The following is a 26,309-nucleotide window of genomic DNA, read 5'->3' as shown; positions in this document are numbered from 1 at the left end:
TCGAAGCGGGCGGGACAGTGTCGCGGAACGGCGTTAGGCGCAATCGGGACCGCATTCCCTACGCGTTGACCTTGGGTTGAGCCTGATCGACTGTCCGGCATCGCCTAGGGGGACCCGATGCTCGACAATCTGCGTCTGCTCAATCCGTTCAAGCCGATCGTGACGCCCGAGGACGCCAGCGTGGCCGCGCGGGCCGGGGCGGTGGGGGCGTTCGTGACCGTGATCAGCGGCGTGTACGGGGCCGTGAACCTGTTCCTGCAGCGCGACCAGCTTGCGGCCATCGCGCGCCAGTCCGTCGAGGTCCAGGGCCTGGACCCGGAGGTGGCGCGCCAGACGGCCGCGACCATGGAGGGCGTGGCGACCTATCTGCCGCTGGTGATGACGGCGGTCATGATGCTGATCTACCTGGTGTTCGGCCTGGTCCAGTGGCGCAAGCGCACCATGCTGATCCCGCTCCTGATGTTCCTGTTCAGCGCCTATGGCGTGGTCATGGGTCTGATCGGCCTGCTGATGCGCGGATCGGCGGCGCAGGCGCAGTACCAAGCCTTCCTGCCGCCGGTCTGGCAGCAGGTGCTGGGCTGGCTGATCTCCGTGGTGATCCTGGCGCTGTTCTGGGCCGGCTATCGCGGCGGCGACCGACTCAAGAAGCTCGGCGCCGCCCCGGACGTTTCTACCTTCTGAGATCCGCTGGGGTCGTCGGTTCGCTGACCACGCGTTGCATCGCCTTCCAGCGGGCGTCCTGCGACTTGCCGGCGCGATAGACGTGGTCGCGGACCATGTCCTGGCCGATGTTGTAGTTGATCACGTACGAGCGATAGGTCTCGATGAACGACACCCGCTTCTCGGCTCCGCCGCGCGAATAGAGGCTGTACTTCATCAGGTTCTGGACAGCCTGTTCCTTGGTCATCCGGCCGGCCAGATACTCGGCGGCGACGGTGTTGCTGGCGGTGGAGAGGGCCGCCTTGGCCGCCATCAGCTGGCCGTAGGTGTCGGCGGTCGCCGGGTCGAGGCCCGCCAGCGGATAGAGCTTGTCGCGCTCGAAGGCGGTCTTGGCGTCACCTGGGAAGGCCAGTTCGATGCCGAAATTGGCCGAGCCCTCGGCGATGAACGACTGCGGCGAATAGAGCGGATAGACGCTGAACTCGACCCAGCCCTTTTCCTTGGTCAGCTTCTGCTCGAGCATGGCGTTCAGCACGTGGTGGCCCGGATAGCCCTCGTGGCAGCCCAGATCGAGCGCGCGGCTGACATAGATCGGCAAGTCGGTGTTGATCTGGATCAGGCTATGGGCGTTGCCCTTGTACCAGTTGTAGCCGCTCCACGGCTTCTTGGTGACGAACTCCAGGTCGAAGCGCTCGCCGGCCGGCAGCTTCATGTGCTCTTCGGTCTTGGCCTTGCAGGCGGCGATGCCGGCCTTCATGACCGCGTCGACCTTGTCGGTCGGGATGATGTATTTGCTCTGGATCGCGTCCACGCGCGCGGCCAGGTCGCCCTTGCCCGGCGCCAGCTTCTCGATGCGGGCCAGGATGGGGTCATAGCTCTTCAGGGGCTTCAGCACCGGGCGGACGCCGAACAGGCCCTCGGCCTCGGCCTCGAAGCTGAACTTGTCGCCGGCGATCATGGCCAGGCGGGTCTGGGCGGCGCGCAGCTGGCCCTTCAGGAACGCCTTGCGGCGGCGCTCGTCGGCGGTGAGGCCCTTGTCGGCGATCTTGGCCAGGTCGGCCTGCAGGCGGTCGGCCTCCTTGCGCAACACCGAGACTGGGCGCGGGTTGGCCTTGGCGGCCTCTTCCCAGGCCTTGGGGCCGTAATAGGCGTCGACATAGCCGGGCTCGCGCTCGCCGGCTTCCAGGGTCAGGTGGACGAAGTCGACGGCGATCTTGTCCAGCGCCGTCGCGGGCGAGGCCACGTGCGGGAAGGCGAGGGCGGGGGCGGCCAGGCTTGCGGCGACGGCCAGGGCCGCCAGCGAGGCGAGGTTGCGGAACTTCATAGGCTTTCCCCAAAACGACCGCGTACGGCGTGTTCACAGGGGCGGCACGCTGCACCGGCTCGCCCCGGTTCGGCAATATCGAGGAACGATTTTCCTCGGATCAGCTCTGCAGCAGGCTGATCTTCGTCACGTCGCCGACGAAGCCCTTGCGGGCCTGCGCCTCATGGCCCTCGGCGGCCTGCGCCAGACCCAGCTTGCGCTCGGCCTGGGCCAGGACGCTCAGGCTGATCGGATCCAGCGGACGCTTGGCCAGGGCCCCGCGCGCCTCATCGGCTGCGCCCTGCGCATCGCCGGAGGCCAGCAGGGCGGCGGCCAGGCTGCGGCGCACCGGGTACCACCACAGCGGCGGATCGGTCATGTCGCCGAAGCGCGTCTCCTCCAGCTCGGCGGCCTTGCGGAACGCCTTGGCGGCGCGCTTGGGCTTGTTCTCCAGCATGGCCGCTCGGCCTTCCAGCACGAGACGCGCGACCTTGGCGCCGTCGGCGCCCGGCGAGGCGAACTCGCCCCAGGCCTTCAGCATGCTCGGCTTCAGCTCGATCTGGTCGAGTTCGCGGCGCACGCCGGCGGCGTCCCCTCGGCGAGCCATGGCCTCGCCGCGCGCATAGCGCCACATCGACTTCAGATAGGGCAGGGCGGGTTCTGGCAGGGCCAGCACATCCTCCGGCGCGCCATAGCGGCCCTCGACGGAATAGGCTGTGCCGGCCACGACCTGGTCCCACGCCTGTTCGGGCTTCAGCTTCAGGGCGCGGGTCAGGAACGGACGGGCGATGGCCAGGCCGCCCTCGGCGTCGCCCGACATAAGCGCTCCGGCTGCCCCGAACTGCACGTTGTGAGCGTGGTAGAACAGCCGATAGACGCCGTCCTCGCCGGTGAAGCCCTGGGCCTGCGCATTGGCCCTGTCAATCCTGGCGGCCGAGGCGTTGGACTTCAGCGCGTCCTCGTAGCGGCCGACCCAGTAGTAGGTGTGCGAGGGCATGTGGACGAGGTGACTGGCCGACGGGGCCAGGGCTTCCAGCTTGTCGGCCCACGGTTCGGCCCGGGCGGTAAAGCCGCTCATCTCGGTGGCGTGGATGTAGAAGTGGATGCCCGCGGCGCTGTCGGGCGCCAGCTTCAGCGAGGCTTCCAGCAGCTCGACCGCGCGGGGCAGGTTGCTCTTGGTTCCGGCCAGCGAGGCGGGGACCATCAGGGCGTCGGCGGCCAGCACGGCCAGCTCGGCATCTTGCGGATTGGCGCGGGCCAGGTCGTCCATGGCCTTGGCGTAGGCCGCGTCGCCCGCGCCCTTGCCGCCGCCGTTCTCGTAGCGGGCCCTCATGGCCGCGATCAGCGCCTTTTCCAGCGGCGGGCCGTCGGCGGCCAGCACCGTGGCGCGCGCCATCAGCTCGGCCATGGCCTTCTGGACCTTGTCGTCGACCGTGTAGTTGATCGTCGCCCCGCCGGCCCAGGCCTGACCCCACAGGCACATGGCGCAGTTGGGATCGCGGCGCGCGGCCTCCTCGAAGGCCGCGACGGCCGACTTGTGGGCGAAGGCGTGGCCCAGCTGCAGGCCGTTGTCGAAGAAGGCCTGGGCGTCGGGCGAGCTGGTGCGGATCGTCCACGTCGCCGCGCCGTAGCCCGGCAGCAGCTTCACGGCCTTGGCCGGCGCATCGGTCGCCGCCGCGCCGCCCGAGCACAGGCCCATGGCGCTGGGCGCCGGGGCGGGCGCGTCGGCCTGGGTGAAGGCCGGGATCAGGGCGAAGAGCCCTGCCGTGAAGACGATCGCGCGCATTGGACTTGCCCCTCTATCGGAAGGGACTGTCCGCCCGCGCCTCGGGTTCGGTCAAGCGCGCGCGGCAACCGCCAGGGCCGGGAAGTCGCTGAACACGCCATCGACCCCGGCCGCGTACAACGCCTTCAGCACCGCCGTCGCATCGCCATGCTGGGCCAGGTACGTCGGGCTCTGGGCGTCGCCCTTCCGCAAGGATGCGGGCAGGAAGTAGTTCTCGGCCCGCACGGTCCAGGGGTGGACGGCGAGACTGGCGGCGTGGGCGTTCTTGACGAGGTCCGTGGCCGGTCCCAGCGTCTGGCCATCGTTCGGGATCACCAGCTTCCAGTTCGGCCCCAGGCCATCGGCATAGACGGCGACGTCCTTCAGGCCCTGGGCGGTGATCAGGTCGGCATATTTGACGCCCGGCAGGTCGGCCGGCCCGCCCTCCGCATCGACCAGCAAGACGAGGCGCGCGGCGGTCTTGGCCTTCAGCTTCCTCAGCGGTCCGACCTCGAAGCACTGGACGAATACCGGCGCGGTGGCCGAGTTCAGGTCCAGCGCCTTCAGCTTGGCGACCAGGCGATCCTCGGTCGGCAGGCCGATGGCGGCGAAATAGGTCGGGTGCTTCAGCTCGGGATAGACGCCGATGGTGCGGCCCGTGCGCTTGGTCCCGGCCTGGGCGATGGCGACGACCTCCTCGAAGGTCAGGATCTGGGCCTGGCCATCGAAAGCCGCGCTGGCCGGACGCAGCTGCGGCAGCCGCTCGCGGGCCTTCAGGGTCTTGATCTCGGCCAGGGTGAAGTCTTCGGTGAACCAGCCGCTGATCTGCTGGCCATCGATGGTCTTGGTCGCCTTGCGGGCGGCGAACTCCGGACGGCTGGCGACGTCGGTCGTGCCGCCGATCTCGTTCTCGTGCCGGGCCACCAGGTGGCCGTCCTTGGTCGGCACCAGGTCCGGCTCGATGAAGTCCGCGCCCTGCTCGATGGCGCGCTCATAGGCCAGCGCCGTGTGCTCGGGTCGCTCGCCGCTGCAGCCCCGGTGGCCGATGACGATGGGCTTCCCGGCCTGGGCGTTGGCGAAGCCGGCGAGGAACGTGCCGGCGAGAGCGGCGGTGGTCATGGCGCGACGGGTCAGCAGGGTCATGGCCGGCGATTTAGCGCTGGCTTGTGACGGTTTGGCTAGTACCCGAAAGGTTGTTGAGCGCCCCCTCCTTAAGCCGCCCGCAGCTTTTCCAGGATCTGCGGGTAGAGATCCTGGTTCGAGGCCAGGATCGACTTGCCGTTCACGACGTCGAAGTCGTTCTCGTCGATCGTCGTGACCTTGCCGCCCGACTCCTGGACCATCAGCACGCCGGCGGCGATGTCCCACGGGTTGAGGTTGCGCTCCCAGTAGGCGTCGAAGCGGCCGGCGGCGACCCAGGCGAGGTCCAGGGCGGCCGAGCCGAAGCGGCGGACGCCGGCGACCTTCTGGCTGACCTGGTGCAGCTCCTTCAGGAACTGGCCGTGGCCCGGCTTGCCGGCGAACGGCACGCCCGTGGCCAGGACGCTTTCGTCCAGGTTCCGGCGGGCGGCGACGCGCAGTCGCTTTTCGGCGCCGAGGAAGGCGCCCTTGCCCTTTTCGACCCAGAACAGGTCGTGGGTGATCGGGTTGTAGGTGACGCCGGCGACGACGCCTTCGCCTTCACGCTGCAGGGCGATGTTGACCGCGAAGTGCGGGATGGCGTGCATGAAGTTGGTGGTGCCGTCCAGCGGGTCGACGATCCAGGTGTGGGTCTTGTCGGTGCCCTCGATCATGCCGCGCTCTTCGCCCAGGAAGCTGTAGCCCGGGCGGGCCTTGGTCAGGATCTCGAACAGGGTCTGTTCGGCCTTGATGTCGGCATTGGTGACGAAGTCCGCCGCGCCCTTCTTGGAGACCTGCAGTTCCGTGACTTCACCGAAGTCGCGAGCCAGGCCGCGAGCGGCCTTCCGGGCCGCGTCGATCATGACGTTCAGGAGGGCGGAAGGCGTGGCCACGGGCGGATATCCTCAAGGAATTGCCGTCGACGCCCGCCGGAAAGTCCGGCGGCGGAGCGGTAGGTCGACGGTGTGAAAGAACGGGCGCGGAACCTAATCGTCCACAGGCCCGAAGGCAAGGCGCCGTTGATTTGATAGGCTTAACGGGCGCGGCGGACGATTTTTCGGCGAACCATGTCACGTCGAGGCGGCCTGCCTCGTCCTGTCGTCGAAACTCTTTCGGAGGGCGAGATGACGCGCTGGATCGCGATAGCCTTGACGGTTCTGTTCCTGGGCAACGGCCTCTTCATGCTGGCCGCGCCCTATCCCTGGTACCTGACCATTCCCGGCGTCATCCAGACCGGGGCGTTCAACGACCACTTCGTGCGCGATATCGGCGCGACCTATCTGGCGTGCGGCGTCGGGACCCTGCTGGGCGCGCTCGACCTGCGTCGCCACGCCGGAGCGGTGGCGGTGGCCGCCGCGTTCCAGGGGCTACACGCGCTGATCCACGTCATCACGCCGTTCTGCGGGAGTGGCCCGCCGTGGCCGCTGCTGGCGCGCGACTTCCCGGGCGTCTTCCTGCCCACCCTGCTGACGATCTGGCTGGCGGTGGTCGCGTTCCGTCCAGCGCGGGAGGGCGCCCGATGATCAAGGCGATCATGGCGGCCATGATCGGCCGGTTCGAGACGCGCTACGACTACGATGCGACCTATATCCGCGACCTGCTGGAGGCCAGCCCCAGGGCGCTGCAGGCCTTTCAGGGCGTGCGGACCCTGGCGGGCTTCCGCGAGGCCGCGCCGGCCTCGGCCCTGGCGGCGGCGGGGATCGTGGCGACCCTGGCCGAGGACTGCGGGCCCTGCGTCCAGATCGGCGTGAAGATCGCCGAGGAGAACCATGTGCCCGCCGAGGTGCTGCGTGGGATCCTGACCGGCGACCACGCCCTGATGGGGCCTGACGCGAGCCTCGCCTGGCGCTTCGCCAAGGCCTCGCTGGCGCGCGACCTCGAGCGCTCGGACGCCCTGCGCGACGACGTGCTGGAGCGCTGGGGTCCCAAGGGCCTGTCGGCGATCGCGCTCGCTATCGCCTCGGCGCGGGTCTATCCCACGGTCAAGTACGCCATGGGACACGGCAAGACGTGCTCCCGCGTGCAGGTGGCCGGAGAGGCGGTGGCGGTGCGGGCATGACGCCAAGATCCATGGGTGCGGACACGATCTTCGAAGCGCGCCGCCCGGCCATGACCGGCCTGGCCTACCGCATGCTGGGCTCGCGGGCCGAGGCCGAGGATGTCGTCCAGGACGCTTGGCTGCGCTGGCGCAAGGTCGACGCCGCCGAGGTCGAGGAGCCCGGCGCTTACTTGAATCGCGTTGTCGCCCGCTTGGCGATAGACCGGCTCAAGTCGGCCCGCGCCCGGCGCGAGGTCTATGTCGGCGAATGGCTGCCCGAGCCGGTGGTCGAGCCCGACTTCGAGGCCGGCGGCGACGCCGACCTGTCGGTGGCCTTCCTGCTGGCCCTGGAGCGCCTGACCCCGCTGGAGCGCGCGGCGTTCCTGCTGCACGACGTCTTCGACACCCCCTTCGCCGAGATCGCCCGCGTGCTGGGCCGCAGCGAGACGGCCTGCCGCCAGCTCGCCTCGCGCGCCCGCGAGCATGTCCGCAACGACCGGCCGCGCTACCAGCCCAGCGTCGACGAGGAGCGGCGGCTGACCACGGCCTTCTTCCAGGCCCTGGTGACAGGCGATGAGGTCGCGCTGCGCGACCTGCTGGCCGAGGACGTAATCTGGCACGCCGATGGCGGCGGCAAGGCCAGCGCCAACCTCAATCCGATCTACGGCGCCGCCAAGCTGGTGGCCATGCTGCAGGGCATTCGCCGCAAGTTCCCGCCGCCGGCCGACACGACCGTCCGCCTAGCCCGCGTCAACGGCCAGCCGGGCCTCGTCCTGGCGGCGAACGGCGTCGTCTTCCAGACCATGAGCCTGGAGATCGAGAACGGCCGCATCGCCGCCGTCTACACGATGCGCAACCCGGAGAAGCTGGCCGGGCTGGCGGCGGAATAGCGCCTCTAGGGCAGCTCCACCTTCGGCAGGGCGTCCTTGGTCTCGCAGGCCAGCTTGCCGGCCTTGCCGACGGCGCCGGAGATGTCCTCGATCTTGGCTTCCTTGCGCCAGCCCTTGGGCAGGCCCTTGGTGCCGTCGAAGTCCATCCCGAGGTCCATCCACTTGTCGGCCGCGCAGTCCAGCGCGAAGACCAGGATCGGTCCCTTGCTGGCCGGCCAGTTGCGGTAGGGACCGTTGGCCCTGCCTTCGGCGATGCGGGTCACGATCAGGCCGGACGACTGGTCCACCCGGGTGAAGTCCACATCGTAGTAGGTCTTGGTTTCGCCTGGAGCCAGTTTCCAGGACTCGGCGGTGGCGGCCCCGGAAAAGGCCACGGCCGATACGCTAAGCAAACACACTACGAGCCGCTTCATTTTGAGCGTCTCCCCCTGCTTTTCTGTTCGCTGAGGGGGACGCTATGCCTGTGTGCGGTGCGTCACAAGATATCGCCGTTATTCGGCCTTATTTGCGCGCGGCCAGTCCTTCGGCGATGGCGGCGTTGAGCGCGGCGACGGCGGCGTCGGGGCCTTGCGGGTGGGCCCAGACCCCGGCCGAGACGGCCAGGAAGTCGGCGCCGGCCGTGGCCAGGCTCGCCGCATTCTCGGCGGTGATGCCGCCGATGGCGACGCAGGGAACCTCCATCGTCTCCTGCCAGATGGTCAGGATGTCAGGCTCGGCGACGGTCGGGGCGTCCTTGGTCGTGGTCGGGAAGAAGGCCCCGAAGGCGACGTAGTCGGCCCCGGCCTCGGCGGCTTCCATCGCCAGGTGGCGACTGTCGTGGCAGGTGACGCCGACCATGCGTTGGCCCATCAGCTTGCGGGCGTCCTTCAAGGCCATGTCGCTCTGGCCGACGTGGACGCCGTCGACCGGCAGGGCGGCGGCGAGGTCGGGGCGGTCGTTGAGGATCACCGCCACGTCATGGGCCTGGGCGATCGGCGCCAGGGCCTCGACGGCGGCCTTCACCACCTCGTCCGGCGCGTCCTTCAGGCGGATCTGCAGGGCGGCGACATCCCCGCCTTCCAACGCCTTCGCCAACTGGCGGCCAAAGCCGGCCAGGTCGGTCAGGGCGGGCGGGGTGATCAGGTAGAGGCGGCAGGGAAGCGTCATGACCGGGGCTTTAAGCCAAATCGCCAAGCTGCGCGACTGCGCAGCGATGATGGCGTTACGGGGCGCGACACCTAGCCGCTGCTAACCAGAGTGAGAGTCAGTTGCAAAAGGTCGCGAGATCGGCTAGATGATAATGACAATCAAATCGGGTAGGGCGTTCGTACCTTGTACGTCTGTAACTGTAACGGCATCCGCGAGCGCGAAGTCCGCGCCGCTATCGACGCAGGCGCCGCCCGTCCGGCCGACATCTTCCGTCACAAGGGTTGCCAGGCGCAGTGCGCCAAGTGCGTCTGCGAGATGCGTCAGATGATCCAGGAAAACCGCGAAGCCCTCGCATTCGCAGCCGAGTAACGGCCGCTTCTTCTACTTTTTCGGCTATCGCGAAGCACTCGCACGCTTTTCTGTGAAAGCGAGAAACACTCGCACACATTCAGGTTGAAGCCGCTTTCGGCTTGCCTCAGGTTCCGGCCGACAAACGAACCTTAGGAGGCCGCCATGCAGGGCGATCCCGGCATCATCCGACTGCTCAACGCGGTGCTCACCAACGAGCTGACGGCGGTCAACCAGTACTTCCTGCACGCGCGGATGTACGACAACTGGGGCTTCAAGCGCCTCGGCAAGATCACCTATGACGAATCGATCGGCGAGATGAAGCACGCCGACATGCTGATCAACCGCATCCTGTTCCTGGAAGGGCTCCCGAACCTCCAGGACCTGCACAAGCTGAAGATCGGCGAGACGGTGCCGGAATGCCTGGCCAGCGACCTGAATGTCGAGCTGGGCGGTCGCGAGACCCTGATCCCGGGCATCATCCAGTGCGAACAGGCCCGCGACTATGTCAGCCGCGAACTGCTGCGCGTGATCCTCAGCGACACCGAGGAGCACATCGACTTCCTCGAGATGCAGCTGGGCCTGGTGAAGTCGCTGGGCGAGCAGAACTACCTGCAGTCGGCCATGGGCGAGCTGCCGGCTTAAGGGCGGGAATGACGGGTGTTGTTGGAGGGCGGAGCTAAATCCCCCGCGCCATGAACACCCGCGCGCTTTCATCTAGCCCGCGCGCCAGGTGCTCGCGCCGGATCTCCAGCAGGCCCGGCGTCAGCGCCTCGTCCGGCAAATCCGCGAATCCCAGCCGTCGATAGTACGGCGCGTTCCAGGCCACCTCGCGGAACGTCGACAGCGTCAGCCGCGCGCGCCCGCTCGTCCGCGCCTGCTCGGCCACGGCGTCGATCAGGGTCGCGCCGATGCGCCGGCGCTCGAAGGCCGGCAGCACGTCGATCTGCTCGATGTAGAGGCTGTCCTCGACCGGCCGGAACATCACGAAGGCCGCCAAGTCCCCGCTGTCCTTGGCGACCAGCAGGCCGCCGGCCAGGCGGCGGTCCTCCAGCACGGTCGCGGGCGAGGGCTCCTCGTCGGCCAGGGCGTCCATCACGCCGATGAAACGCGAAGCCGAGGCGCGCTCGATCTCTCGAACGGCCTCGATCTCGGAGGACAGTGCAGGGCGGATGGCGACGGTCATGCCGCCATGCTGGACGGCTCCGCCCGCGCGGTCTAGGCGGCGCGCGCGGCGCTCGGACGGTGGCTCGGGGCGACACTGCCCTGCGCATGGTCCGGCTGAGTCTTGAAGCGCTTAACCACGTCGGCCAGGTCGTGGGCCTCGGTCTTCAGGTTGGCGGCGGCGGCGGTGGTCTCCTCGACCATGGCCGCGTTCTGCTGGGTCACCTGGTCCATCTGGTTGACGGCGCTGTTGACCTGGTTGAGGCCGGTGGCCTGTTCCTGGGCCGAGCGGGCGATCTCGGAGATCAAGCTGTCGATCTCGCCGACCTTGTCGACGATGCCGTGCAGGCTGTCACCGCTTTCGCCGACCAGTTTCACGCCCCGATCCACCTGGGCGGTCGAGTTGGCGATCAGGGTCTTGATCTCTTTGGCCGCGTCGGCCGAGCGCTGGGCCAAGGCCCGGACTTCCTGGGCCACGACGGCGAAGCCGCGACCGGCCTCACCCGCACGCGCGGCCTCGACGCCGGCGTTCAGGGCCAGGAGGTTGGTCTGGAAAGCGATCTCGTCGATCACCCCGATGATGTTGCCGATCTGCGCCGAGGACTTCTCGATCTCGCCCATGGCGTTGATGGCTTGCTGGACGACTTCGCCGGAGCGGCCGGCGTCGATCCGCGCCGCGGAGGCGGCCTGCGAGGCGCGCTTGGCGCCCTCGGCGCTGCGCACCACCGTGGCCGTGATCTCATCCAGAGCGGCGGCGGTCTCTTCCAGGCTGGCGGCCTGCTGCTCGGTGCGGCGCGACAGGTCGTCCGAGGCGAACGAGATCTCGTCTACCCCGGCCTGCATGGTGTCGGCGCGGTGGGCGATGATCGAGACGATGTCGCGCAGGCTGTCGACGGCGGTGTTGAAGTCGGCCTTGATCTGGGTGTAGCGCGGATCGACGAGCGAGGTCATGTGCTCGCTGACATCGCCGGCGGCCAGGCGGCGCAGGCCTTCGGCCACGACGGACACGAGGTTGTCGTTCTTCTCGGCCTCCTTGCGGGCGGCCTCGGCGGCGGCGCGCTCCAGCTCGACGACGGTGATGTCAGAGGCGAACTTGATAACCTTCACCGGCTTGCCGGCCTTGTCGAAGATCGGGTTGTAGGAGGCCTGGATCCAGATCTCCTTGCCGCCCTTGCCGACGCGCTTGAATTTGTCGGAGAAGAACTCGCCAGAGTTCAGCCGGCGCCAGAATTCGCGGTACTCGCCGCTCGCCCCATAGTCGCTCTCGACGAACAGGCTGTGGTGGCGGCCCTGGATCTCGGAAAGGCCGTAGCCCAGCGTCGCGAGGAAGTTCTCGTTGGCCGTGATGATGGTGCCGTCGAGATTGAATTCGATGACCGCCTGGCTGCGATGGATCGCGGCGATCACGCCTTCCATGTCGGCGAGCGCGGCGCTCTTGGTGTCATCCTGGCGAGCCCGGAAGAAGACCATCGGTATCTGTCCCCGAAACGCTCAAGACCCACTCGGCTCCGCCACCTTGACGGTACCGCCTCCCCGCGTTTCGAGGAAAGATTGCGCGTCCAAGTTACAAAGGAAGGTTAATGTCGGGAAACCGTAACTGTCTGCAAAAGTCGGACTTTCGGTAAGAAAAACAATGCTTTCTCCGGCTGCTCGAAGCGGGTCGCGATCTCGCGCGTCATAACGCCACAGATGAGGCCGTATTTTACGGCGACGACCTTTCGGCGCGCGTTTTCGGGTGGCGCGGCGCGCGGATCGCGCCATCATGCGGAGGCCATCCCGCCACGCTGGAACCAAGGTTCAGCTGGGCTGTTTGACCTAATCGAGTTCACGAGGGAGTCCCGCCATGCATATCGCCAACGGAAAGTCGCGCGAGCGCGCTCTCGCCGGCCGCGAAGCCTTCGAGCTCGACCATCGGGAAGGCTATCACCCGGCCGCCCAGCTCGCCGTGGGCGCGGCCCTGGCCGGCGGAGCGATCGTCGCGGCCCTGATCATGGGCCGCCGCCACGAACAGGCGCTGGACGACGAGATGTACGCCGTCGAGTTCGCCGAGATGCACGAGCCGGTGGCCCATCAGCCCAAGCCGCTGACCAGCCTGCTGCTGCCGCCGCTGTTCATCGCCATGACCCTCTCGGGCCTGCGCACCTGGAACGCGCCGTCCAGCCCGGCCCGCACCCGCGCCCTGACGATCTGGAGCCTGGTGCAGGGCTTCAACGCCCTGTGGCTGGGCCTGGGCGCCAAGCGCGTCGGCGGCCAACTGGGCGCGGCCACGGCCTCGCTGGCGGCCTCCGCGGCCTATGCGCTGGAGGCCCGCAAGGTCGGCGGCGGGACGGCCCCCGACCTCGGCTGGGTCGGTGTCGCCAACGCCCTGACGGCCCAGCTGTGGCGGCGTCCGATCGTTCCGCGCGTGCCGACGATTCATTGAGAACAGGCTACGCGCTCGCCGCGCTTGCGGTGTTCCTGATCGAGGTCGCCATCGCCCTGTGGTGGCGCGGCGGCTTCGTGCGCGACTATCTCGGCGACATCCTGGCCGCCGCGTTGGTCTATCTGGCGCTGAGAGCGACGACACGGCTCGACCAAAGCGGCGCGGCCGGCGTCGCCCTGGCCGTTGCTGTGGTGATCGAGCTTGCCCAGCTTGTCCACGTTCTGGATGCGGTCGGACTGGGCGGCAACCGCTTGGCGCGGGTCGTGCTGGGCGGCGTTTTCGATCCGCGCGACATCGCCTGCTATGCCGTGGGCGCCTTGGCGATCCTGCTGCTCGACCGGTTTCTGGTCAGGGGATCTTCAACACCCGATCCAGGCTGAACTTTCCGCCACCTCGCGCCAGCAGGAACAGCAGCAGGCCCGCCCACGACAGGTGGGTCGGCCAGGCGTCGGGATAGACGAAGATCTCGATCACTGCCGTCATGCCCAGGAAGGCCAGGGCCGAGACGCGGGTGAACAGGCCCAGCACCAGCAGGATCGAGAACAGGTGCTCCGAATAGGTCGCCGCGTGCGCCGCCACGACGGGCGACAGCAGGGGGACGTGGTACTCGCTCTCGAACAGCGCATAGGTCCCGTCGGTAATGTGCAGGACGCCATCGACCTTGGTGCGGCCCGACTGGAAGAAGATGGCGGCGACGCCGAGGCGGGCGGCCAGGGTCAGGACGTCCTCAGTCAGGACCTTGCGGGCGGTCGTGGCCAGCAGGTCGAAGGGCGCCATCAAGGAAGGGGTCTTGGGGGACAGGGTGTTGGCGGTCATCGGCGGGTTTCCAGATAGACGCCGCTGAACACGCCATCGGCGATCAGGGCGGCGAAGAGGGGGGCAAGCGACACATCGGGATCGGCCGAGGCCGCGCGCTCGGCGGCCTGGTTCAGGGACTGGCCCGCGCGGCAGGCGCGCAGGAACTCGGTCTCGGCCTGACTGGCCAGACGGCTGCGGACCGCGCCATCACGGCGGATCAGCAGCAGGGTCTGCGGGGCCTCGGAAAGCTCAAGGTCCTCGGCGCCGTCGCGGGCCGCCAGCCACAGGCCCGGCACGCCGGCCTCGAAGGCGGCGAAGCGGACGCTGGGATGCAGCGCCAGGTGCGCCCGGGCCAGGGCCTCGGGTTCCAGGCCCACGAGGCCGTCCGCCGGCAGGTGCGGGGCCTCGGCGGCGAACAGGGCCTCGGTCCACAGGCGGTCGAGATGGGCGATCCCGGTCAGGTAGGGCGTGTCCTGGGCGGGCGGGAAGCGGTCGAGCCAGGCGGGGAAGTCCTCGCCGTAGTCGAGCAGGGCGGCGCTGGTCGGCGGCGCTTCGCGGGCGAACAGGGCGGCGGCGGCGTCGAACCAGTCCTCGCCGACCATGCCGCGCACCGTCGGGAAATTGGCGGCCAGGGCGTCGATGCAGCCCTTGGCGATGGTGTTGCGATAGACGGCGAGACCCGCCTCGCCTTCGCCCGGCTCAAGCCACGGCGACAGGGCCGCGCGCTGGCCGGCCAGGGCGGCGACGAAGGCGTCCTGGAAGTCGAGGAGCTCAGTCGACATGCGCCGCCTCCAGGGCCGCGAGCTCGTCGGCGGCGCGGTCGCGCTCGGCCATCAGCGTCGCGAAGGCGGGGATGTCGTCGTCGCGCTCGATGAGCGTCGGGCGCGGGCCAATGCGGCGGATCAGGCGGCGGTATAGGGCCCAGACGGGCTCGGCGATCGGGGCGCCGTGGATGTCGATCAGCAGGTTCGAACCGCCAGCATCGGCGCCGTGGCCGGCCAGGTGGATCTCGCCGACCGCCTCGGCCGGGATGGCGTCCAGATAGGCCTCGGCCGCGTAGCCCAGGTTGCTGGCGCTGACGAAGACGTTGTTGACGTCGACCAGCAGGCCGCAGCCGGTCTTGGCGATCAGGGCGGCGAGGAACTCGACCTCGTCCAGGTCGTGGCCCGTCAGGGGCAGGTAGAGGGACGGGTTCTCGATCAGCACCCTGCGGCCCAGCGCGTCTTGCATCCGGCCGATATTGCCGGCGATGCGGGCTAGAGCGGCCTTGGTGCGGGGAAACGGCAGGAGGTCGGGCTGGTGCGCGCCGCGATGGGTCGACCAGGCCAGGTGCTCGGAGACCACGAACGGCTCGAAGCGGTCGACCAGGGTCTTCAGGGCGGCCAAGTGCTCGCGATCCGGATCGGCGTCGGCGGCCAGGGACAGGCCCACGCCGTGCAGCGAGATCGGATGGCGCGCGCGAACGGCCTCCAGCGCGGCGAGACGTGGCCCGCCGGCCGACATGTAGTTCTCGGGATGGACCTCGAACCACAGCCCCTCGGCGTCGTACGCGAGCGCGTCGGCGTAATGCTGCGATTTGAGGCCGAGGCCGGCGGTGGTCATCGGAAGGTCCGGGGGATGAAGGGGGCTCGCCGTCGGCTGGGGGCTGGGGTCCACGCGGGTGTGGGGGCGTTGAAACGCGGACCGGTGGCGCCGACGGCGAGCTTTCAGTGCGAAGGGGGCGCTTAGGCCTTCGGCGCCAGCGAGCCCATGCCCTTCGGGGTCTTGATCGTGACGCAGGTGCCCTTCTTGACCATCTTCCAGGCGTCGCCCTGGTAGTCGGCCTTCGACGTGCCCGCGCAGGAGGTGCCCGCGCCGGCCTTGCAGTCGTTCTCGCCGGCCTTGGACACGCCGTAGCACTTTTCGGTGTCGCCCTTGGCGGCGTGGTCGTCGGCGACGGCCATCGAGACGCCGGCCGAGAGGGCCAGGACGGCGGCGAGGGCGGCGGTGGTGGCGGTGCGGTTCATGGGGGATCTCCTGGTTGCGTTTCGCGCCGAGGCGGCTTGTCTCGCCGCCCGGTCGAGGGGAAGTACGGAGCGGCGCCGCGAAAGGTTACACGCGCCAGAAAACAAAGTTGGGCGAACAAAATTTCGGCCGCGTGTTTCCAGGCGGTTCCGGCGCGGCGCGAGCACCTGTAACCATCCGGCCCTCGCGCGCGAATAGGGGCAGGCGTGACGGACACCGAGACCCGTTTGAAGGCGCTGATGCTGCGCGGGATGGATGGCGACGCCGCCGCCTATCGCGAGTGTCTGGCCGTTCTCGGGGTTCGCCTGCGCGCCTATTTCGCGCGGCGGATGTCCGGCGCGCCCGGCGATGTGGAGGATCTTGTGCAGGAGACGCTGCTGGCGGTGCATCTCAAGCGGTCGACCTGGGACCCGTCCCAGTCGTTCACCGCCTGGGCGCACGCGGTGGCGCGCTACAAGCTGATCGACCACTGGCGGCGGCGGAAGGTCCGCCAGACCCTGCCGATCGAGGACCACATCGAATTCCTGGCCGCCGACGAGCCCGAGCCTGGAATCGGCCTGGAGCTGGACCGCGCCTTGGCGAGCCTGCCCGAGAAGCAGCGGACCCTGGTCGCCGACGTCAAGCTGACGGGCCTATCTCTCGCCGAGGCGGGCGCGAAGGCCGGCATCTCCGAGGGGGCGGCCAAGGTCGCCCTGCATCGGGCGCTGAAGGCCCTGGCCGAAAGGATGCGCCGTGCGGACGGATGACCTGATCGACGCCCTGGCCTCCGACGCCGGCCGCTCGCCCGAGGGCGCGCCCTCGCGCCGCCTGGCCGTGGTCGCGGGCCTCGGCGCTCTGGCGGCCCTGGTGCTGGTGCTGGGCTGGCTGCACACCCGTCACGACCTGATGCCGGCCATGCGCGGCGGCATGTTCTGGATGAAGGCGCTCTATACGGGCGTGCTGGGCGTCGCCGGCTATCTGGCGATCGAGCGGCTGGCGCGGCCGGCGGGCTCGGGCCGGCGCGGCTGGCTGGTGGCCGGCGCGGCCCTGGCCGTGTTCGCGCTGGCGGGGACGGTCCAGGCGCTGGTCAGCCCCGACGTCGCCCACGCCCTGCACATGCTGCGCGGGCACTCCTGGAGCCGTTGCAGCCCCTACATCCTGATCCTGGGCCTGCCGATGCTGGCCCTCGGCCTGTGGGCGGTGCGCGGCATGGCGCCGACCCGGCCGACGGCCGCCGGCTTTGCCACGGGCCTGTTCGCCGGCGGGGTGGCCGCGACGGTCTATGGCCTGCATTGCGCCGAGAACACCTTCACCTTCGTGGCGCTCTGGTACAGCCTTGGCGTTCTTCTGGTCGCCGCCGTGGGCGCATTGGCTGGGCGGTGGGTGCTGCGATGGTAGCGCAACCCTGACGGAGCCGTCCGTCCACGATCAAACTTTGTTCCATCGCCTTATGGTCGATTGACAAAACGCCGTTCCGCCACTGAAGTGCCGCCGCTTTTCGCGAATGAGACGCGATTAGCGCCCTTACAACCCGCCATACGGCTCTGTGGGGAGAGGCGCGTGACGATAGACGATACCCTCGCCCCCGCGGGCGGCGAAGGGACGGGTGCTCACATCTGGTCCTCGGCGACGCTGCCGTGGCGACTGGTCGAGATCGCGGGAGCCGGCGCGCTGGCGGGCGTCCTGATGATCCTGCTGTGGCTGCAGCCGCGGCCGGACCTGCCTGTGGCGGCGGCCCAGGGCTTCTTCTGGATCAAGGCGGCCTATCCGGCGGCGGTGGCGGGTTGCGCCCTGGTGGCGGCGACCTGGCTGGCGCGCGGACGACCTGGCGCGGGCAACGCCTTCTCGGTCGCGGCGGCGATCGCCTGCGCCATGCTGATCGCCGGCGGCGTCCAGGCCTGGTCGATGAGCGCCGCCGAATTCAACACCCTGATGTGGCCCAACGGCGCGGTGTGCCTGGGCAATATCCTGGTCATCGCCGCGCCCATGCTGGCCCTGACGATCGCGGGCCTGCGCGATGTCGATCTGGAGCGCCCGGCGCCGACCGGCTTCGCCTGCGGGCTGTTCTGCGGCGGCATAGCGGGAACGGTCGACGGCCTGCATTGCTGGCAGGGAACCTACACCTTCGTCGGCCCCTGGTTCACCCTGGCGATGTTGATCAGCGGGGGGATCGGGGCTGGGGCGATCAAGCTGCTGGCCCGTCGTCGGCGAAGGCTCCTGGCGGCCGAGTAGGGGGCGGCCGCACAGAAAGGGCCTCCCGGACGGATCCGGGAGGCCCTTGCTTTTCGAACAGGTCGAAAAGGCTACTCGGCGGCGGCCTTGGCCGCGCCGGCGCCGAACTTGGCGTTCAGCTCGCCGGTCGAATAGCGCTTGGCCATGGTCGCGGTCGGGATCGCCTTGATCTTGTCGGCGTGGCCGGCCGAGCCGAACTCGACGAAGCGGGCCTGGCAGACCTTGCGCATGGCTTCCTTGGCGGGCTTGAGGTAGGCGCGCGGGTCGAACTCGTGCGGCTTCTCCATCAGGATCTTGCGCACCGCGCCGGTGATGGCCATGCGGTTGTCGGTGTCGACATTGATCTTGCGCACGCCGTGCTTGATGCCGCGCTGGATCTCTTCGACCGGCACGCCCCAGGTCTGGGGCATCTCGCCGCCGTACTGGTTGATGATGTCCTGCAGATCCTGCGGAACGCTCGACGAGCCATGCATCACCAGGTGGGTGTTGGGCAGGCGGCGGTGGATTTCCTCGATCACGTTCATGGCCAGGACGTCGCCATCCGGCTTGCGCGTGAACTTGTAGGCGCCGTGGCTGGTGCCCATGGCGATGGCCAGGGCGTCGACGCCGGTGGCCTGCACGAACTCGACGGCCTGGTCTGGATCGGTCAGCAGCTCGTCATGGCTGAGCACGCCCTCGAAGCCGTGGCCATCCTCGGCCTCGCCCATGCCGGTTTCCAGCGAGCCCAGCACGCCCAGCTCGCCTTCGACCGAGACGCCGCAGCTGTGGGCCATCTGGACCACCTTGCGGGTGACCTCGACGTTGTACTCGTAGGTGGCGGGGGTCTTGGCGTCTTCCAGCAGCGAGCCGTCCATCATCACCGAGGTGAAGCCGTACTGGATCGCCGTGGCGCAGGTCGCCGGGCCGTTGCCGTGGTCCTGGTGCATGCACACGGGGATATGCGGATAGATGTCGACCAGGGCGTCGATCATCTTGGCCAGCATGATGTCGTTGGCGTAGTTCCGCGCGCCGCGCGAGGCCTGGATGATGACCGGCGAGTTGACCGCGTCCGCGGCCTCCATGATCGCCAGGCCCTGTTCCATGTTGTTGATGTTGAAGGCGGGCAGTCCGTACTCATGCTCTGCGGCATGGTCCAACAGCTGTCGCAACGTGATGCGAGCCACGTAGTTCTCTCCTGCAAGCGTTAAGTGGTTGGGTCGTTTCTTGTTTTTGGGGCCGTGACGCTTTTGCGTTCTCTGCCCGAGTCGTCAGTCTACATACTTACCCCATCCGACCTTCCCGGCGAATGCCGGGACCCAGATCCCAAGGCGCTTGGGTTGATTGGAAGAGCGTGGCGCTCTTGGAGCCAATCCCGGCGCCCTTCCATCTGGGCCCCGGCCTTCGCCGGGGAAATCGGGAGGAAAAGGCTTAGGCCTCCAGGGCCGCGACGCCCGGAAGCGTCTTGCCTTCCATCCATTCCAGGAACGCGCCGCCGGCGGTCGAGACGAAGGTGAAATCGGCCGACACGCCCGCGTGGTTCAGGGCCGCCACCGTATCACCGCCGCCGGCCACGGCCACGATCTTACCCGATTTGGCGAGCGAAGCGGCATGTTTCGCCGCCGCGACCGTCGCCGCGTCGAACGGCGGCACTTCGAACACGCCCAGCGGGCCGTTCCAGATCAGGGTCAGGGACTGGTCCATGGCGGCCAGCAGGCGCTGGGCGCTTTCCGGGCCGGCGTCCAGGATCAGGTCGTCGGCCTGGACTTCACCGAGGGCGCGGACAGCGGTTTCAACACCGGGAGCGACCTTCTTGGCGACGACGACATCGATCGGCAGCAGCAGCTCGCAGCCGGCGGCGGCGGCCTTGGCGATGATCTCGCGGGCGGTGTCGGCCAGGTCCTTTTCGCAGAGCGAGCCGCCGACGTCGTGGCCTTGCGCGAACAGGAAGGTGTTGGCCATGCCGCCGCCGATCGCCAGGCGATCCAGCTTGGCGACCAGGTTGTTCAGCAGGTCCAGCTTGGTCGAGACCTTGGAGCCGCCGACGATGCCGATCACCGGCTTCTTCGGATTGCCCAGCGCGGCGTCCAGGGCTTCCAGCTCTCGCTGCATGGACAGGCCCGGATAGGCCGGCAACAGCTTGGCCAGGCCTTCGGTCGAGGCGTGGGCGCGGTGGGCGGCGCTGAAGGCGTCATTGACATAGACGTCGCCGTTGGCGGCCAGGGCCTTGGCGAAGTCGGCGTCGTTGGTCTCTTCGCCGGCGTGGAAGCGGACGTTCTCCAGCAGGGCGACGCCGCCGTTCTCGAGACCGTTGACCACGTCAGCGGCGGCTTGGCCGATGGCGTCCGAGGCGAAGGCGACCGGCTGCTCCAGCAGCTTGGCGAGCGGCTCGGCCACGAAGGAGAGGCTCATCTCCGGCACGACCTTGCCCTTGGGGCGGTCGAAGTGGGCCAGCAGGACGACCTTGGCGCCTTGCTTGGACAGATAGTGGATGGTCGGCAGCGCCGCGCGCAGGCGGGTGTCGTCGGTGATCTTCCCGCCGTCGACGGGGACGTTGAAGTCCACCCGAACCAGGGCGCGCTTGCCGGCGAGATCGGCGGTGTCGAGGGTGCGGAAGGTCATCGGGGGATCCTGAAAGTCTGTGCGTTGAACCCCGCCCTTCGACAGGCTCAGGGTGAGGTTCAAGATATGCAGTAGTCCTCATCCTGAGCTTGTCGAAGGACGAGGGCGGGCCAAGGAAAACCCCGCTCCTTGCGGGAGCGGGGTTTGGTAGGACGTTCCTTACAGGAACTTCGCCATTTCCAGAGCGGTGTCGCTCATGCGGGTCGCGAAGCCCCATTCGTTGTCGTACCAGCTGAGCACGCGGACCAGCTTGCCCTCGATGACTTGCGTCTGGGGCAGGGCGGCCGTCGAGCTGGCGGCGATGTGGTTCAGGTCCGACGAGACGACCGGGTCGGTCGTCGTGAACAGGACGCCCTTCATCGGGCCGTCGGCGGCGGCGGCCAGGGCCGCGTTGACTTCGTCCACCGTGGTGTCGCGCGAGGGCACGACCTTCAGGTCGATGACCGAGACGTTCGGGGTCGGGACGCGGATCGACGAACCGTCCAGCTTGCCCTTCAGGGCGGGCAGGACCAGGCCCAGGGCCTTGGCGGCGCCGGTCGAGGTCGGGATCATGCTGAGACCGGCGGCGCGAGCGCGGTAGAGGTCCTTGTGCATGGTGTCCAGCGTCGGCTGGTCGCCGGTGTAGCTGTGGATCGTGGTCATGTAACCGCGCTCGATGCCGACCAGGTCGTGCAGGACCTTGGCGACCGGAGCCAGGGCGTTGGTGGTGCACGAGCCGTTCGAGACGACGATGTCGTCGGCGGTCAGGGTCTCGTGGTTGACCTTGTAGACGATGGTCTTGTCGGCGCCGTCGGCCGGAGCCGAGACCAGCACGCGCTTGGCGCCGGCTTCCAGGTGCAGGGCGGCCTTGTCGCGGGCGGTGAAGATGCCGGTGCACTCGAACGCGATGTCGACGCCCAGTTCCTTGTGCGGCAGGTCCTTCGGGTCACGGATCGCCGTGACCTTGATCTTGCCCATGCCGACGTCGATCCAGTCTTCGCCCGAGGTGACCACGCCCGGGAAGCGGCCGTGGACGCTGTCGTAGCGCAGGAGGTGGGCGTTGGTTTCGACCGGGCCCAGGTCGTTGATGGCGACGACCTCGATGTCGCGGCGGCCATGCTCGGCGATGGAGCGCAGGACCAGACGTCCGATGCGGCCGAAGCCGTTGATGGCGACGCGAATAGCCATGGGTCTTTCTCCTGTTATGGCCGCCGTGTCGGGTTCGACCGGCGTTCCCTAGTTGCGCGCCGTTTTGCGGGGGAAAGACGCGAAGTCAAGGGCCTAGAAACTGGGACCGGCGCCACGAATGCTGCTATGGGCTCCGCGTCGCCCAAATGTCGCCTTTCGCGACTGGCTTACAGGGCTTCGATCTATATGTTGCGCTGCATGATGGAATTCCGCCGATGATCCCGGCCGACGGTACGGCCCTCGACCTCGCCGTGCGCCGCCTGGAGCGCGCGGTGGCCCAGCTTGAGCAGCGTCTGGCGGTCAAGGCCGTCGAGACCGACCGCGCCTTGAAGGCCGCCGCCGCGCTGGCGCCCATGGTGATCGCCGCTTCCGGCGAGCCTGGCCTGTTCCCCGAACAGTTCGTGGACGACGAGCGCGCTCGCCTGGTCGCCGACCTGGAAGCGGCTCGCGAGCGCGAGAAGGCGCTGGAGGAAGCCGGCGAACAGGCCTCGGCGGCCCTGGGCCGCGCGATCGCCGAAATCCGCTCGGCCCTAGGCGACGAAGCGGTCGCCAATGACGACCACGCGCACGACGACGATTTGGTCGAGGAAGAGCCCGCCCAGGACGACCCCGCGCCCGCCGACGACCGGGACCTGTTCGACGATCCCGAGGAGGCCTGAGCCATGTCGCAGGTGACCATCCACGTGAACGGCCGCCCCTACATGGTCGGCTGCGAGGACGGCCAGGAACCGCACCTGGCCGAGCTGGCCCGCCTGTTCGACCGCCAGGTCCGCCAGGTCAGCTCCGACGTTGGCCAACTGGGCGAGACCCGGCTCTTCCTGATGGGCGCCCTGCTGCTGGCCGACGAGCTGTCGGACATGAAGCTCCGCCTGGCTCACGCCAACAGTGAAATCGCCCGCATGCAGCAGGAGGGCACGAAAGCCGAGATCGCGGCGATCCGGGCTCTGGATGCGGCGGCGGAGAAGATCGAGAAGCTGGCGGGGGAGTAGGTCAGTCGTCGAAGGCGGCGTCGATGTTCTGTCCGCCGTGGAAAATTCGGGTGATCATGATCGCCTCTGAAGAGACGCTAAAGGCGATCGCGGTGCGTCGCTCGAAGCCGAGCAGCCTCAGCCCTGGCCGGATATCGTCACGACGGACACCCTGTTCCGGAAAGCTCGCTAGACCAGCGCATCGGTCATCGAGGCGCGTGACATACGCCAGAGCGGCGTTCGGCGCGCCGCGATCGGCGATGTAGTCGTACAGGTCGCGAAGGTCGTCGAGCGCTTCGGGCGAATAGACGACCTTTCTGGTCACGGTTTGGTCTTCAGGCGCTCGGCGTGGTGCGCACGGATCGAAGCCATCACATCCTTGGCGTCGATCGCCCGGTTCGGATCGTCCAGCATCGCATCGTAGACCGGAGCCACATCCTCGCGCAGCCAGCGCTCCACGGCCGCGTCCCGCTCCTGCAAGGCCCGAACGCCAGCGCGCACGACCTCGCTGGCGGATGCATAGGTTCCAGCCGAAACCAGGTCATCGATGTAGCGAGACTGCTCGGCGGGCAGACTGATGGTGCGCTTGCTGACAAGGGTCATGGGAGCCTCCGAGGTCACGATAACAGGCGGTATGAAGGTTGCATACCGCCCCCGCGTCACCGCGCCCCTGGCTTTCCGCCCCCCGAAGCCCTATCTTGCTAGACGGCGGGTCTTGCTGTGGCTCTCGTCGAAGATTTCTTATCCCAGGGACCTTAATCTCTCTATCGGGACCTGTTCCCTCCCGTGGCCGTGGCTGCGGGAACACGGGGCCCACCTGTTACTGACAGGTTCGAGTGGATTGAAACGTCTTCACGGTTCTTCGCGGCGCCGCCACCTTTCTTCCTCCCTAGACGGATGAGCCCATGGGGCGCACGCGTTCGGTTCTGGGCACGGTCGTCTTCCTGTTCGCCGCGCCGGGCGTGGTGGCGGGGCTTGTTCCCTATCTCCTGAATCACTGGCGGTTCGCGCCGGCCCTGCTGGGCCTCACGCCCTTGCGCTGGCTGGGCGTCGTCCTGATAGCCCCCGCCGCGCTGTTGCTGCTGGACGCCTTCGCGCGCTTCGCCTGGGAAGGTCGCGGCACGCCCGCTCCGATCGCGCCGACGGAAGGTCTGGTGGCCAGCGTGCCGTATCGCTTCGTGCGCAACCCGATGTACGTGGCGGTGGTCGGCCTGATCCTGGGGCAGGGGCTGCTGTTCGCGAGCCTGTCTACGCTGGTCTACGGCCTCGCCGTCTGGCTGACCACGCATCTGTTCGTGGTCTTCTACGAAGAGCCGACCCTTTCCGCCGCTCACTCCAGCTACGACGCCTACCGCGCCGCCGTGCCGAGCTGGCTGCCGCGCGTTACACCCTGGAAGGGGGAGGTTGCGGCCGGGCCCTCGGAGTGACACTCCAGCGTCATGACCATCACCGATCCCGTCGTGGCCAAGACCGCCCTGCGCGTCTTCCTGCGCAACCAGCGCAAGCGGCTGGCGACGGAGCACCCCGAGGCCGACTGGATGATCGCCGAGGTCGCTCGCGAGCCCTTGGCCAAGCTGTTCCCCAAACCCGCCGGCAAGGTCGTGGCGCTCTATCACGGCCTGGGTTCGGAGGTGTCGCCGCGCATCCTGGCCGACCAGATGCGCGAGGCCGGCTGGACACTGGCCCTGCCCGCCGTCGAGGACGCCGAGGCCGGCCGCATGGTGTTCCGCGCCTGGGACCCGAAGCGGCCCCTGGTCCACGACGCCATCGGCCTGCGCTCGCCGCCGCCCGGGCAGGCGGTGCTGGAGCCCGATCTGGTGATCACCCCGCTGCTGGCCTTCCAGGCCAACGGCGTGCGGCTGGGGCAGGGCGGAGGCTATTACGACCGGGCGCTGGAAGCTTTGCGGGCTCGGAAAAAGGTCTTCGTCCTGGGCCTCGCCTACAGCGGCCAGGAAGCGGCCAATTTGCCGCAGGAGCCGCACGATCAAAGGCTGGACGCGATCCTCACCGAAAAAGAGTATATGGCGGTCAAGCACATAGGCGGCTAAAGCCCGCTCCATACCGCTTTTTGGGACTTCTGATGCGTTTCGCCTTCTTCGGTGATGTCGTCGGCAAGTCGGGCCGCGACGGCCTGGCCGACCATCTGCCCGATCTCCGCCGCCGTCTCGGGCTCGAGTTCGTGATCATCAACGCCGAGAACGCGGCCGCGGGCTTCGGCATCACCGAGAACACCGCGCGCGAGCTGTTCGACGCCGGCGCCGACTGCCTGACCCTGGGCAATCACAGCTGGGATCAGCGCGAGGCCCTGACCTATATCGTCCGCGAGCCGCGCCTGATCCGCCCGGCCAACTACCCGATCCTGTCGGACGCCCCGGGGCGCGGCAGCCACCTGTTCCAGACGGACTCGGGCAAGACCGTGTTCGTGGTGAACCTGCTGGGCCGGGTGCACATGGACGCCATGGACGACCCCTTCGCCGCCGCCGACCGCGAGCTGGACAAGGCCCCGCTGGGCCAGGTGGCCGACGCGGTGATCGTCGACATGCACTGCGAGGCGACCTCCGAGAAGATGGCCATGGGCCACTATTGCGACGGCCGCGCCTCGCTGGTGGTCGGCACCCACACCCACGTCCCGACCGCCGACTGCCAGGTCCTGCCGGGCGGCACCGCCTACCAGACCGACGCCGGCGCTTGCGCCGACTATGACAGCGTCATCGGCAACCAGAAGGACGAACCGCTGCGGCGCTTCACCACCAAGATCAGCGGTGGGCGCTATACGCCGGCCAGCGGTCCGGCGACGGTGTGCGGCGTGTTCGTCGAGACCGACGACCGCACGGGCCTGGCGGTGCGGGTCGAGCCGATCCGGGTGGGCGGGCGGCTGAAGCAGACGATTCCCGAGGCCTGAGCGGTTCCGATCAGCGCTTCGGCGGCGGAGCGTTCGCTGTCGTAGGCGCGGAGCGCGGCGGGGCAGTGCCCGAGGGCATCGGAACATCGACCTTGAATACGGGGAAGCTGGACCCAGGCCACTTCTGGCCGTCTTGCGGGGACATCTTCCGATCCTGAGGGCTCACGACTTCACCTCGTCCTCGTAGGTTATCCTAAGGTAGCTTTTCGTCTCTCGTTCCGCCAGTGCGGCCAGTTTGACGTCGGCTTCGAAACCGTCCGGGAAATGCTTGTTCTCGGCTTCCAGCACCAACCTGCGCAGCTTTTGCAGCCGCTTGGTGATTTCCTGGTCGGTCAAGCGCCCGGCATAGATGTCTGTCCACTCGGCATCGGCGTCGATCCAGATCATCTCCATGGCGACCGTCAGGTCACTGGCCGCGCGATGCAGCTTGGCGAAGGGGAGGACGCCCTTGAGAACATCCAGCAGTTGGGCCGCCGCGATAATGGCCGACCAAAGCAAGGGCAGGTCTTTCCAGATCACCCAGGCGGCGATCGCGCCGCTGGAGCTCACGGCCTTGATCAGTTCGACCGCCCTCAGTTGTTTGGCGAGCCTGTTGCGATACAGGCGCATATAGAGGCCGGCCGCCTTCACCTGTCGTAGCTGCGCCCAGTAGAGGTCGGGCAGTTGATTTGGCGACTTTCCCATGCCGTGTCTCAAGTAAAAATATATCTATAGGTTGCATTTGAAATGATGACGCGCAACGGCTGAGTTCGAGCTCTGTCAGGATCGTTCAATCGTCACGCAGGTCCCGGCCCTACCGTCCTCCCATCACCCGGAAGGACCGC

34 protein-coding genes and 1 other RNA gene are annotated in these 26,309 nt (G+C 68.2%); 17 read left to right on the top strand and 18 right to left on the bottom strand.

The window, feature by feature from the left end:
- Nucleotides 1–117: 117 nt before the first annotated feature.
- Nucleotides 118–681 (top strand): hypothetical protein, encoded by a 564-nt coding sequence (locus tag AC07NN_RS14930; RefSeq protein WP_494642323.1) that lies wholly within the window; start codon nucleotides 118–120, stop codon nucleotides 679–681.
- Here the strand turns inward: AC07NN_RS14930 and AC07NN_RS14925 are convergent.
- The 4 genes from AC07NN_RS14925 to AC07NN_RS14910 form a co-directional block, all read right to left on the bottom strand.
- Entirely contained in the window at nucleotides 671–1,984 is a 1,314-nt protein-coding gene (locus AC07NN_RS14925; RefSeq protein WP_494642321.1) for a hypothetical protein, read from the bottom strand. The genes AC07NN_RS14930 and AC07NN_RS14925 overlap by 11 nt on opposite strands.
- A 100-nt stretch (nucleotides 1,985–2,084) precedes the next feature.
- Nucleotides 2,085–3,749, bottom strand: coding sequence for a hypothetical protein (locus AC07NN_RS14920; protein ID WP_494642319.1), 1,665 nt, complete (start codon nucleotides 3,747–3,749; stop codon nucleotides 2,085–2,087).
- Nucleotides 3,750–3,800: 51 nt separating this feature from the next.
- Complete coding sequence (locus tag AC07NN_RS14915) at nucleotides 3,801–4,871, bottom strand: glycerophosphodiester phosphodiesterase (protein ID WP_494642316.1); 1,071 nt, start codon at nucleotides 4,869–4,871, stop codon at nucleotides 3,801–3,803.
- A 68-nt stretch (nucleotides 4,872–4,939) separates the two neighbouring features.
- Nucleotides 4,940–5,740: an inositol monophosphatase family protein gene (locus tag AC07NN_RS14910; protein WP_494642313.1), complete on the bottom strand. Its 801-nt coding sequence runs from the start codon at nucleotides 5,738–5,740 to the stop codon at nucleotides 4,940–4,942.
- 231 nt (nucleotides 5,741–5,971) lie between these two features.
- On the opposite strand from AC07NN_RS14910, the gene AC07NN_RS14905 reads away from it, so the two are divergent.
- The 3 genes from AC07NN_RS14905 to AC07NN_RS14895 are packed head-to-tail and all read left to right on the top strand — an operon-like array spanning nucleotide 5,972 to nucleotide 7,775.
- Nucleotides 5,972–6,370, top strand: a complete 399-nt coding sequence (locus AC07NN_RS14905) for a hypothetical protein (RefSeq protein ID WP_494642311.1) — start codon at nucleotides 5,972–5,974, stop codon at nucleotides 6,368–6,370.
- Complete coding sequence (locus AC07NN_RS14900; RefSeq protein WP_494642308.1) at nucleotides 6,367–6,906, top strand: hypothetical protein; 540 nt, start codon at nucleotides 6,367–6,369, stop codon at nucleotides 6,904–6,906. The genes AC07NN_RS14905 and AC07NN_RS14900 overlap by 4 nt, the downstream gene beginning before the upstream one ends.
- Nucleotides 6,907–6,917: 11 nt before the next feature.
- A complete protein-coding gene (locus AC07NN_RS14895) occupies nucleotides 6,918–7,775 on the top strand; it encodes a sigma-70 family RNA polymerase sigma factor (RefSeq protein WP_494643967.1) in 858 nt (285 codons plus the stop codon).
- A 5-nt stretch (nucleotides 7,776–7,780) separates the two neighbouring features.
- Here the strand turns inward: AC07NN_RS14895 and AC07NN_RS14890 are convergent, their stop codons facing one another.
- Nucleotides 7,781–8,188: a hypothetical protein gene (locus tag AC07NN_RS14890; protein WP_494642305.1), complete on the bottom strand. Its 408-nt coding sequence runs from the start codon at nucleotides 8,186–8,188 to the stop codon at nucleotides 7,781–7,783.
- 88 nt (nucleotides 8,189–8,276) lie between these two features.
- A complete protein-coding gene (gene thiE / locus AC07NN_RS14885) occupies nucleotides 8,277–8,921 on the bottom strand; it encodes a thiamine phosphate synthase (protein WP_494642303.1) in 645 nt (214 codons plus the stop codon).
- Between the two features lie 165 nt (nucleotides 8,922–9,086).
- Between thiE and AC07NN_RS14880 the strand changes: the two genes are divergently transcribed.
- Nucleotides 9,087–9,272 (top strand): (2Fe-2S)-binding protein, encoded by a 186-nt coding sequence (locus AC07NN_RS14880; RefSeq protein ID WP_354071828.1) that lies wholly within the window; start codon nucleotides 9,087–9,089, stop codon nucleotides 9,270–9,272.
- 144 nt (nucleotides 9,273–9,416) lie between these two features.
- On the top strand, nucleotides 9,417–9,896 hold the full coding sequence (gene bfr, locus AC07NN_RS14875) for a bacterioferritin (RefSeq protein ID WP_494642296.1): 480 nt from the start codon (nucleotides 9,417–9,419) through the stop codon (nucleotides 9,894–9,896).
- Between the two features lie 34 nt (nucleotides 9,897–9,930).
- Here the strand turns inward: bfr and AC07NN_RS14870 are convergent, their stop codons facing one another.
- Both AC07NN_RS14870 and AC07NN_RS14865 read right to left on the bottom strand, forming a co-directional pair.
- Complete coding sequence (locus tag AC07NN_RS14870) at nucleotides 9,931–10,437, bottom strand: GNAT family N-acetyltransferase (RefSeq protein WP_494642291.1); 507 nt, start codon at nucleotides 10,435–10,437, stop codon at nucleotides 9,931–9,933.
- Between the two features lie 32 nt (nucleotides 10,438–10,469).
- Entirely contained in the window at nucleotides 10,470–11,885 is a 1,416-nt protein-coding gene (locus AC07NN_RS14865) for a methyl-accepting chemotaxis protein (RefSeq protein ID WP_494642287.1), read from the bottom strand.
- Nucleotides 11,886–12,258: 373 nt separating this feature from the next.
- On the opposite strand from AC07NN_RS14865, the gene AC07NN_RS14860 reads away from it, so the two are divergent.
- Nucleotides 12,259–12,837, top strand: coding sequence for a tryptophan-rich sensory protein (locus tag AC07NN_RS14860; protein ID WP_494642283.1), 579 nt, complete (start codon nucleotides 12,259–12,261; stop codon nucleotides 12,835–12,837).
- Nucleotides 12,795–13,217: a DUF2809 domain-containing protein gene (locus AC07NN_RS14855; protein ID WP_494642281.1), complete on the top strand. Its 423-nt coding sequence runs from the start codon at nucleotides 12,795–12,797 to the stop codon at nucleotides 13,215–13,217. Before AC07NN_RS14860 ends, AC07NN_RS14855 begins: the two co-directional genes overlap by 43 nt.
- On the opposite strand, the gene AC07NN_RS14850 is transcribed toward AC07NN_RS14855, so the two are convergent.
- The 4 genes from AC07NN_RS14850 to AC07NN_RS14835 form a co-directional block, all read right to left on the bottom strand.
- The gene (locus AC07NN_RS14850) at nucleotides 13,186–13,614 is read right to left on the bottom strand and encodes a DoxX family protein (RefSeq protein ID WP_494643965.1); all 429 of its coding nucleotides are present in this window, start codon (nucleotides 13,612–13,614) and stop codon (nucleotides 13,186–13,188) included. The two genes, AC07NN_RS14855 and AC07NN_RS14850, sit on opposite strands and share 32 nt — an antisense overlap.
- Before the next feature lie 35 nt (nucleotides 13,615–13,649).
- Entirely contained in the window at nucleotides 13,650–14,417 is a 768-nt protein-coding gene (locus AC07NN_RS14845; protein ID WP_494642279.1) for an HvfC/BufC family peptide modification chaperone, read from the bottom strand.
- On the bottom strand, nucleotides 14,407–15,237 hold the full coding sequence (gene bufB / locus AC07NN_RS14840; protein ID WP_494642275.1) for an MNIO family bufferin maturase: 831 nt from the start codon (nucleotides 15,235–15,237) through the stop codon (nucleotides 14,407–14,409). Before bufB ends, AC07NN_RS14845 begins: the two co-directional genes overlap by 11 nt.
- Before the next feature lie 122 nt (nucleotides 15,238–15,359).
- A complete protein-coding gene (locus tag AC07NN_RS14835; RefSeq protein WP_494642270.1) occupies nucleotides 15,360–15,641 on the bottom strand; it encodes a BufA1 family periplasmic bufferin-type metallophore in 282 nt (93 codons plus the stop codon).
- 204 nt (nucleotides 15,642–15,845) lie between these two features.
- On the opposite strand from AC07NN_RS14835, the gene AC07NN_RS14830 reads away from it, so the two are divergent.
- From AC07NN_RS14830 to AC07NN_RS14820, 3 genes are all read left to right on the top strand, one after another.
- Nucleotides 15,846–16,385, top strand: coding sequence for a sigma-70 family RNA polymerase sigma factor (locus tag AC07NN_RS14830; protein ID WP_494642266.1), 540 nt, complete (start codon nucleotides 15,846–15,848; stop codon nucleotides 16,383–16,385).
- Nucleotides 16,372–17,016, top strand: coding sequence for an anti-sigma-F factor NrsF (gene nrsF / locus AC07NN_RS14825; protein ID WP_494642263.1), 645 nt, complete (start codon nucleotides 16,372–16,374; stop codon nucleotides 17,014–17,016). Before AC07NN_RS14830 ends, nrsF begins: the two co-directional genes overlap by 14 nt.
- 162 nt (nucleotides 17,017–17,178) lie before the next feature.
- Nucleotides 17,179–17,850, top strand: coding sequence for a DUF1109 domain-containing protein (locus tag AC07NN_RS14820; RefSeq protein ID WP_494642262.1), 672 nt, complete (start codon nucleotides 17,179–17,181; stop codon nucleotides 17,848–17,850).
- 71 nt (nucleotides 17,851–17,921) lie between these two features.
- Here AC07NN_RS14820 and fba read toward each other — a convergent pair whose 3' ends face one another.
- The 3 genes from fba to gap all read right to left on the bottom strand — a co-directional run bounded on the left by fba (nucleotide 17,922) and on the right by gap (nucleotide 21,615).
- Nucleotides 17,922–19,013: a class II fructose-bisphosphate aldolase gene (gene fba, locus AC07NN_RS14815; RefSeq protein ID WP_494642258.1), complete on the bottom strand. Its 1,092-nt coding sequence runs from the start codon at nucleotides 19,011–19,013 to the stop codon at nucleotides 17,922–17,924.
- A gap of 244 nt (nucleotides 19,014–19,257) precedes the next feature.
- Nucleotides 19,258–20,448 (bottom strand): phosphoglycerate kinase, encoded by a 1,191-nt coding sequence (locus AC07NN_RS14810; protein ID WP_494642254.1) that lies wholly within the window; start codon nucleotides 20,446–20,448, stop codon nucleotides 19,258–19,260.
- A gap of 159 nt (nucleotides 20,449–20,607) precedes the next feature.
- On the bottom strand, nucleotides 20,608–21,615 hold the full coding sequence (gene gap / locus AC07NN_RS14805; RefSeq protein ID WP_494642250.1) for a type I glyceraldehyde-3-phosphate dehydrogenase: 1,008 nt from the start codon (nucleotides 21,613–21,615) through the stop codon (nucleotides 20,608–20,610).
- A 215-nt stretch (nucleotides 21,616–21,830) separates the two neighbouring features.
- On the opposite strand from gap, the gene AC07NN_RS14800 reads away from it, so the two are divergent.
- Together AC07NN_RS14800 and AC07NN_RS14795 are read left to right on the top strand one after the other, a co-directional pair.
- Nucleotides 21,831–22,274 carry a hypothetical protein gene (locus tag AC07NN_RS14800; protein ID WP_494642245.1) on the top strand — a complete coding sequence of 148 codons (444 nt, stop codon included), beginning with the start codon at nucleotides 21,831–21,833 and terminating at the stop codon, nucleotides 22,272–22,274.
- Between the two features lie 3 nt (nucleotides 22,275–22,277).
- Nucleotides 22,278–22,604, top strand: a complete 327-nt coding sequence (locus AC07NN_RS14795; RefSeq protein WP_494642240.1) for a cell division protein ZapA — start codon at nucleotides 22,278–22,280, stop codon at nucleotides 22,602–22,604.
- Nucleotide 22,605: 1 nt separating this feature from the next.
- Here AC07NN_RS14795 and AC07NN_RS14790 read toward each other — a convergent pair whose 3' ends face one another.
- Both AC07NN_RS14790 and AC07NN_RS14785 read right to left on the bottom strand, forming a co-directional pair.
- Entirely contained in the window at nucleotides 22,606–22,908 is a 303-nt protein-coding gene (locus tag AC07NN_RS14790; protein ID WP_494642237.1) for a type II toxin-antitoxin system RelE/ParE family toxin, read from the bottom strand.
- Complete coding sequence (locus AC07NN_RS14785; protein WP_494642233.1) at nucleotides 22,905–23,186, bottom strand: type II toxin-antitoxin system ParD family antitoxin; 282 nt, start codon at nucleotides 23,184–23,186, stop codon at nucleotides 22,905–22,907. The genes AC07NN_RS14790 and AC07NN_RS14785 overlap by 4 nt, the downstream gene beginning before the upstream one ends.
- Before the next feature lie 109 nt (nucleotides 23,187–23,295).
- Here AC07NN_RS14785 and ssrS point away from each other — a divergent pair.
- The 4 genes from ssrS (at nucleotide 23,296) to AC07NN_RS14765 (ending at nucleotide 25,485) form a co-directional block, all read left to right on the top strand.
- A non-coding RNA gene (ssrS, locus tag AC07NN_RS14780) (6S RNA) lies at nucleotides 23,296–23,458 on the top strand.
- Between the two features lie 30 nt (nucleotides 23,459–23,488).
- Nucleotides 23,489–24,010 (top strand): methyltransferase family protein, encoded by a 522-nt coding sequence (locus tag AC07NN_RS14775; RefSeq protein ID WP_494642231.1) that lies wholly within the window; start codon nucleotides 23,489–23,491, stop codon nucleotides 24,008–24,010.
- Nucleotides 24,011–24,022: 12 nt separating this feature from the next.
- Entirely contained in the window at nucleotides 24,023–24,631 is a 609-nt protein-coding gene (locus AC07NN_RS14770) for a 5-formyltetrahydrofolate cyclo-ligase (RefSeq protein WP_494642223.1), read from the top strand.
- Nucleotides 24,632–24,651: 20 nt separating this feature from the next.
- A complete protein-coding gene (locus tag AC07NN_RS14765) occupies nucleotides 24,652–25,485 on the top strand; it encodes a TIGR00282 family metallophosphoesterase (protein ID WP_494642215.1) in 834 nt (277 codons plus the stop codon).
- Nucleotides 25,486–25,647: 162 nt separating this feature from the next.
- Here the strand turns inward: AC07NN_RS14765 and AC07NN_RS14760 are convergent, their stop codons facing one another.
- Nucleotides 25,648–26,169 carry a hypothetical protein gene (locus tag AC07NN_RS14760; RefSeq protein ID WP_494642205.1) on the bottom strand — a complete coding sequence of 174 codons (522 nt, stop codon included), beginning with the start codon at nucleotides 26,167–26,169 and terminating at the stop codon, nucleotides 25,648–25,650.
- Nucleotides 26,170–26,309: the final 140 nt, after the last annotated feature.

This window comes from Caulobacter sp. GW821-FHT09H08 (assembly GCF_059415885.1).
This window is presented reverse-complemented; position numbering and strand designations above follow the sequence as displayed.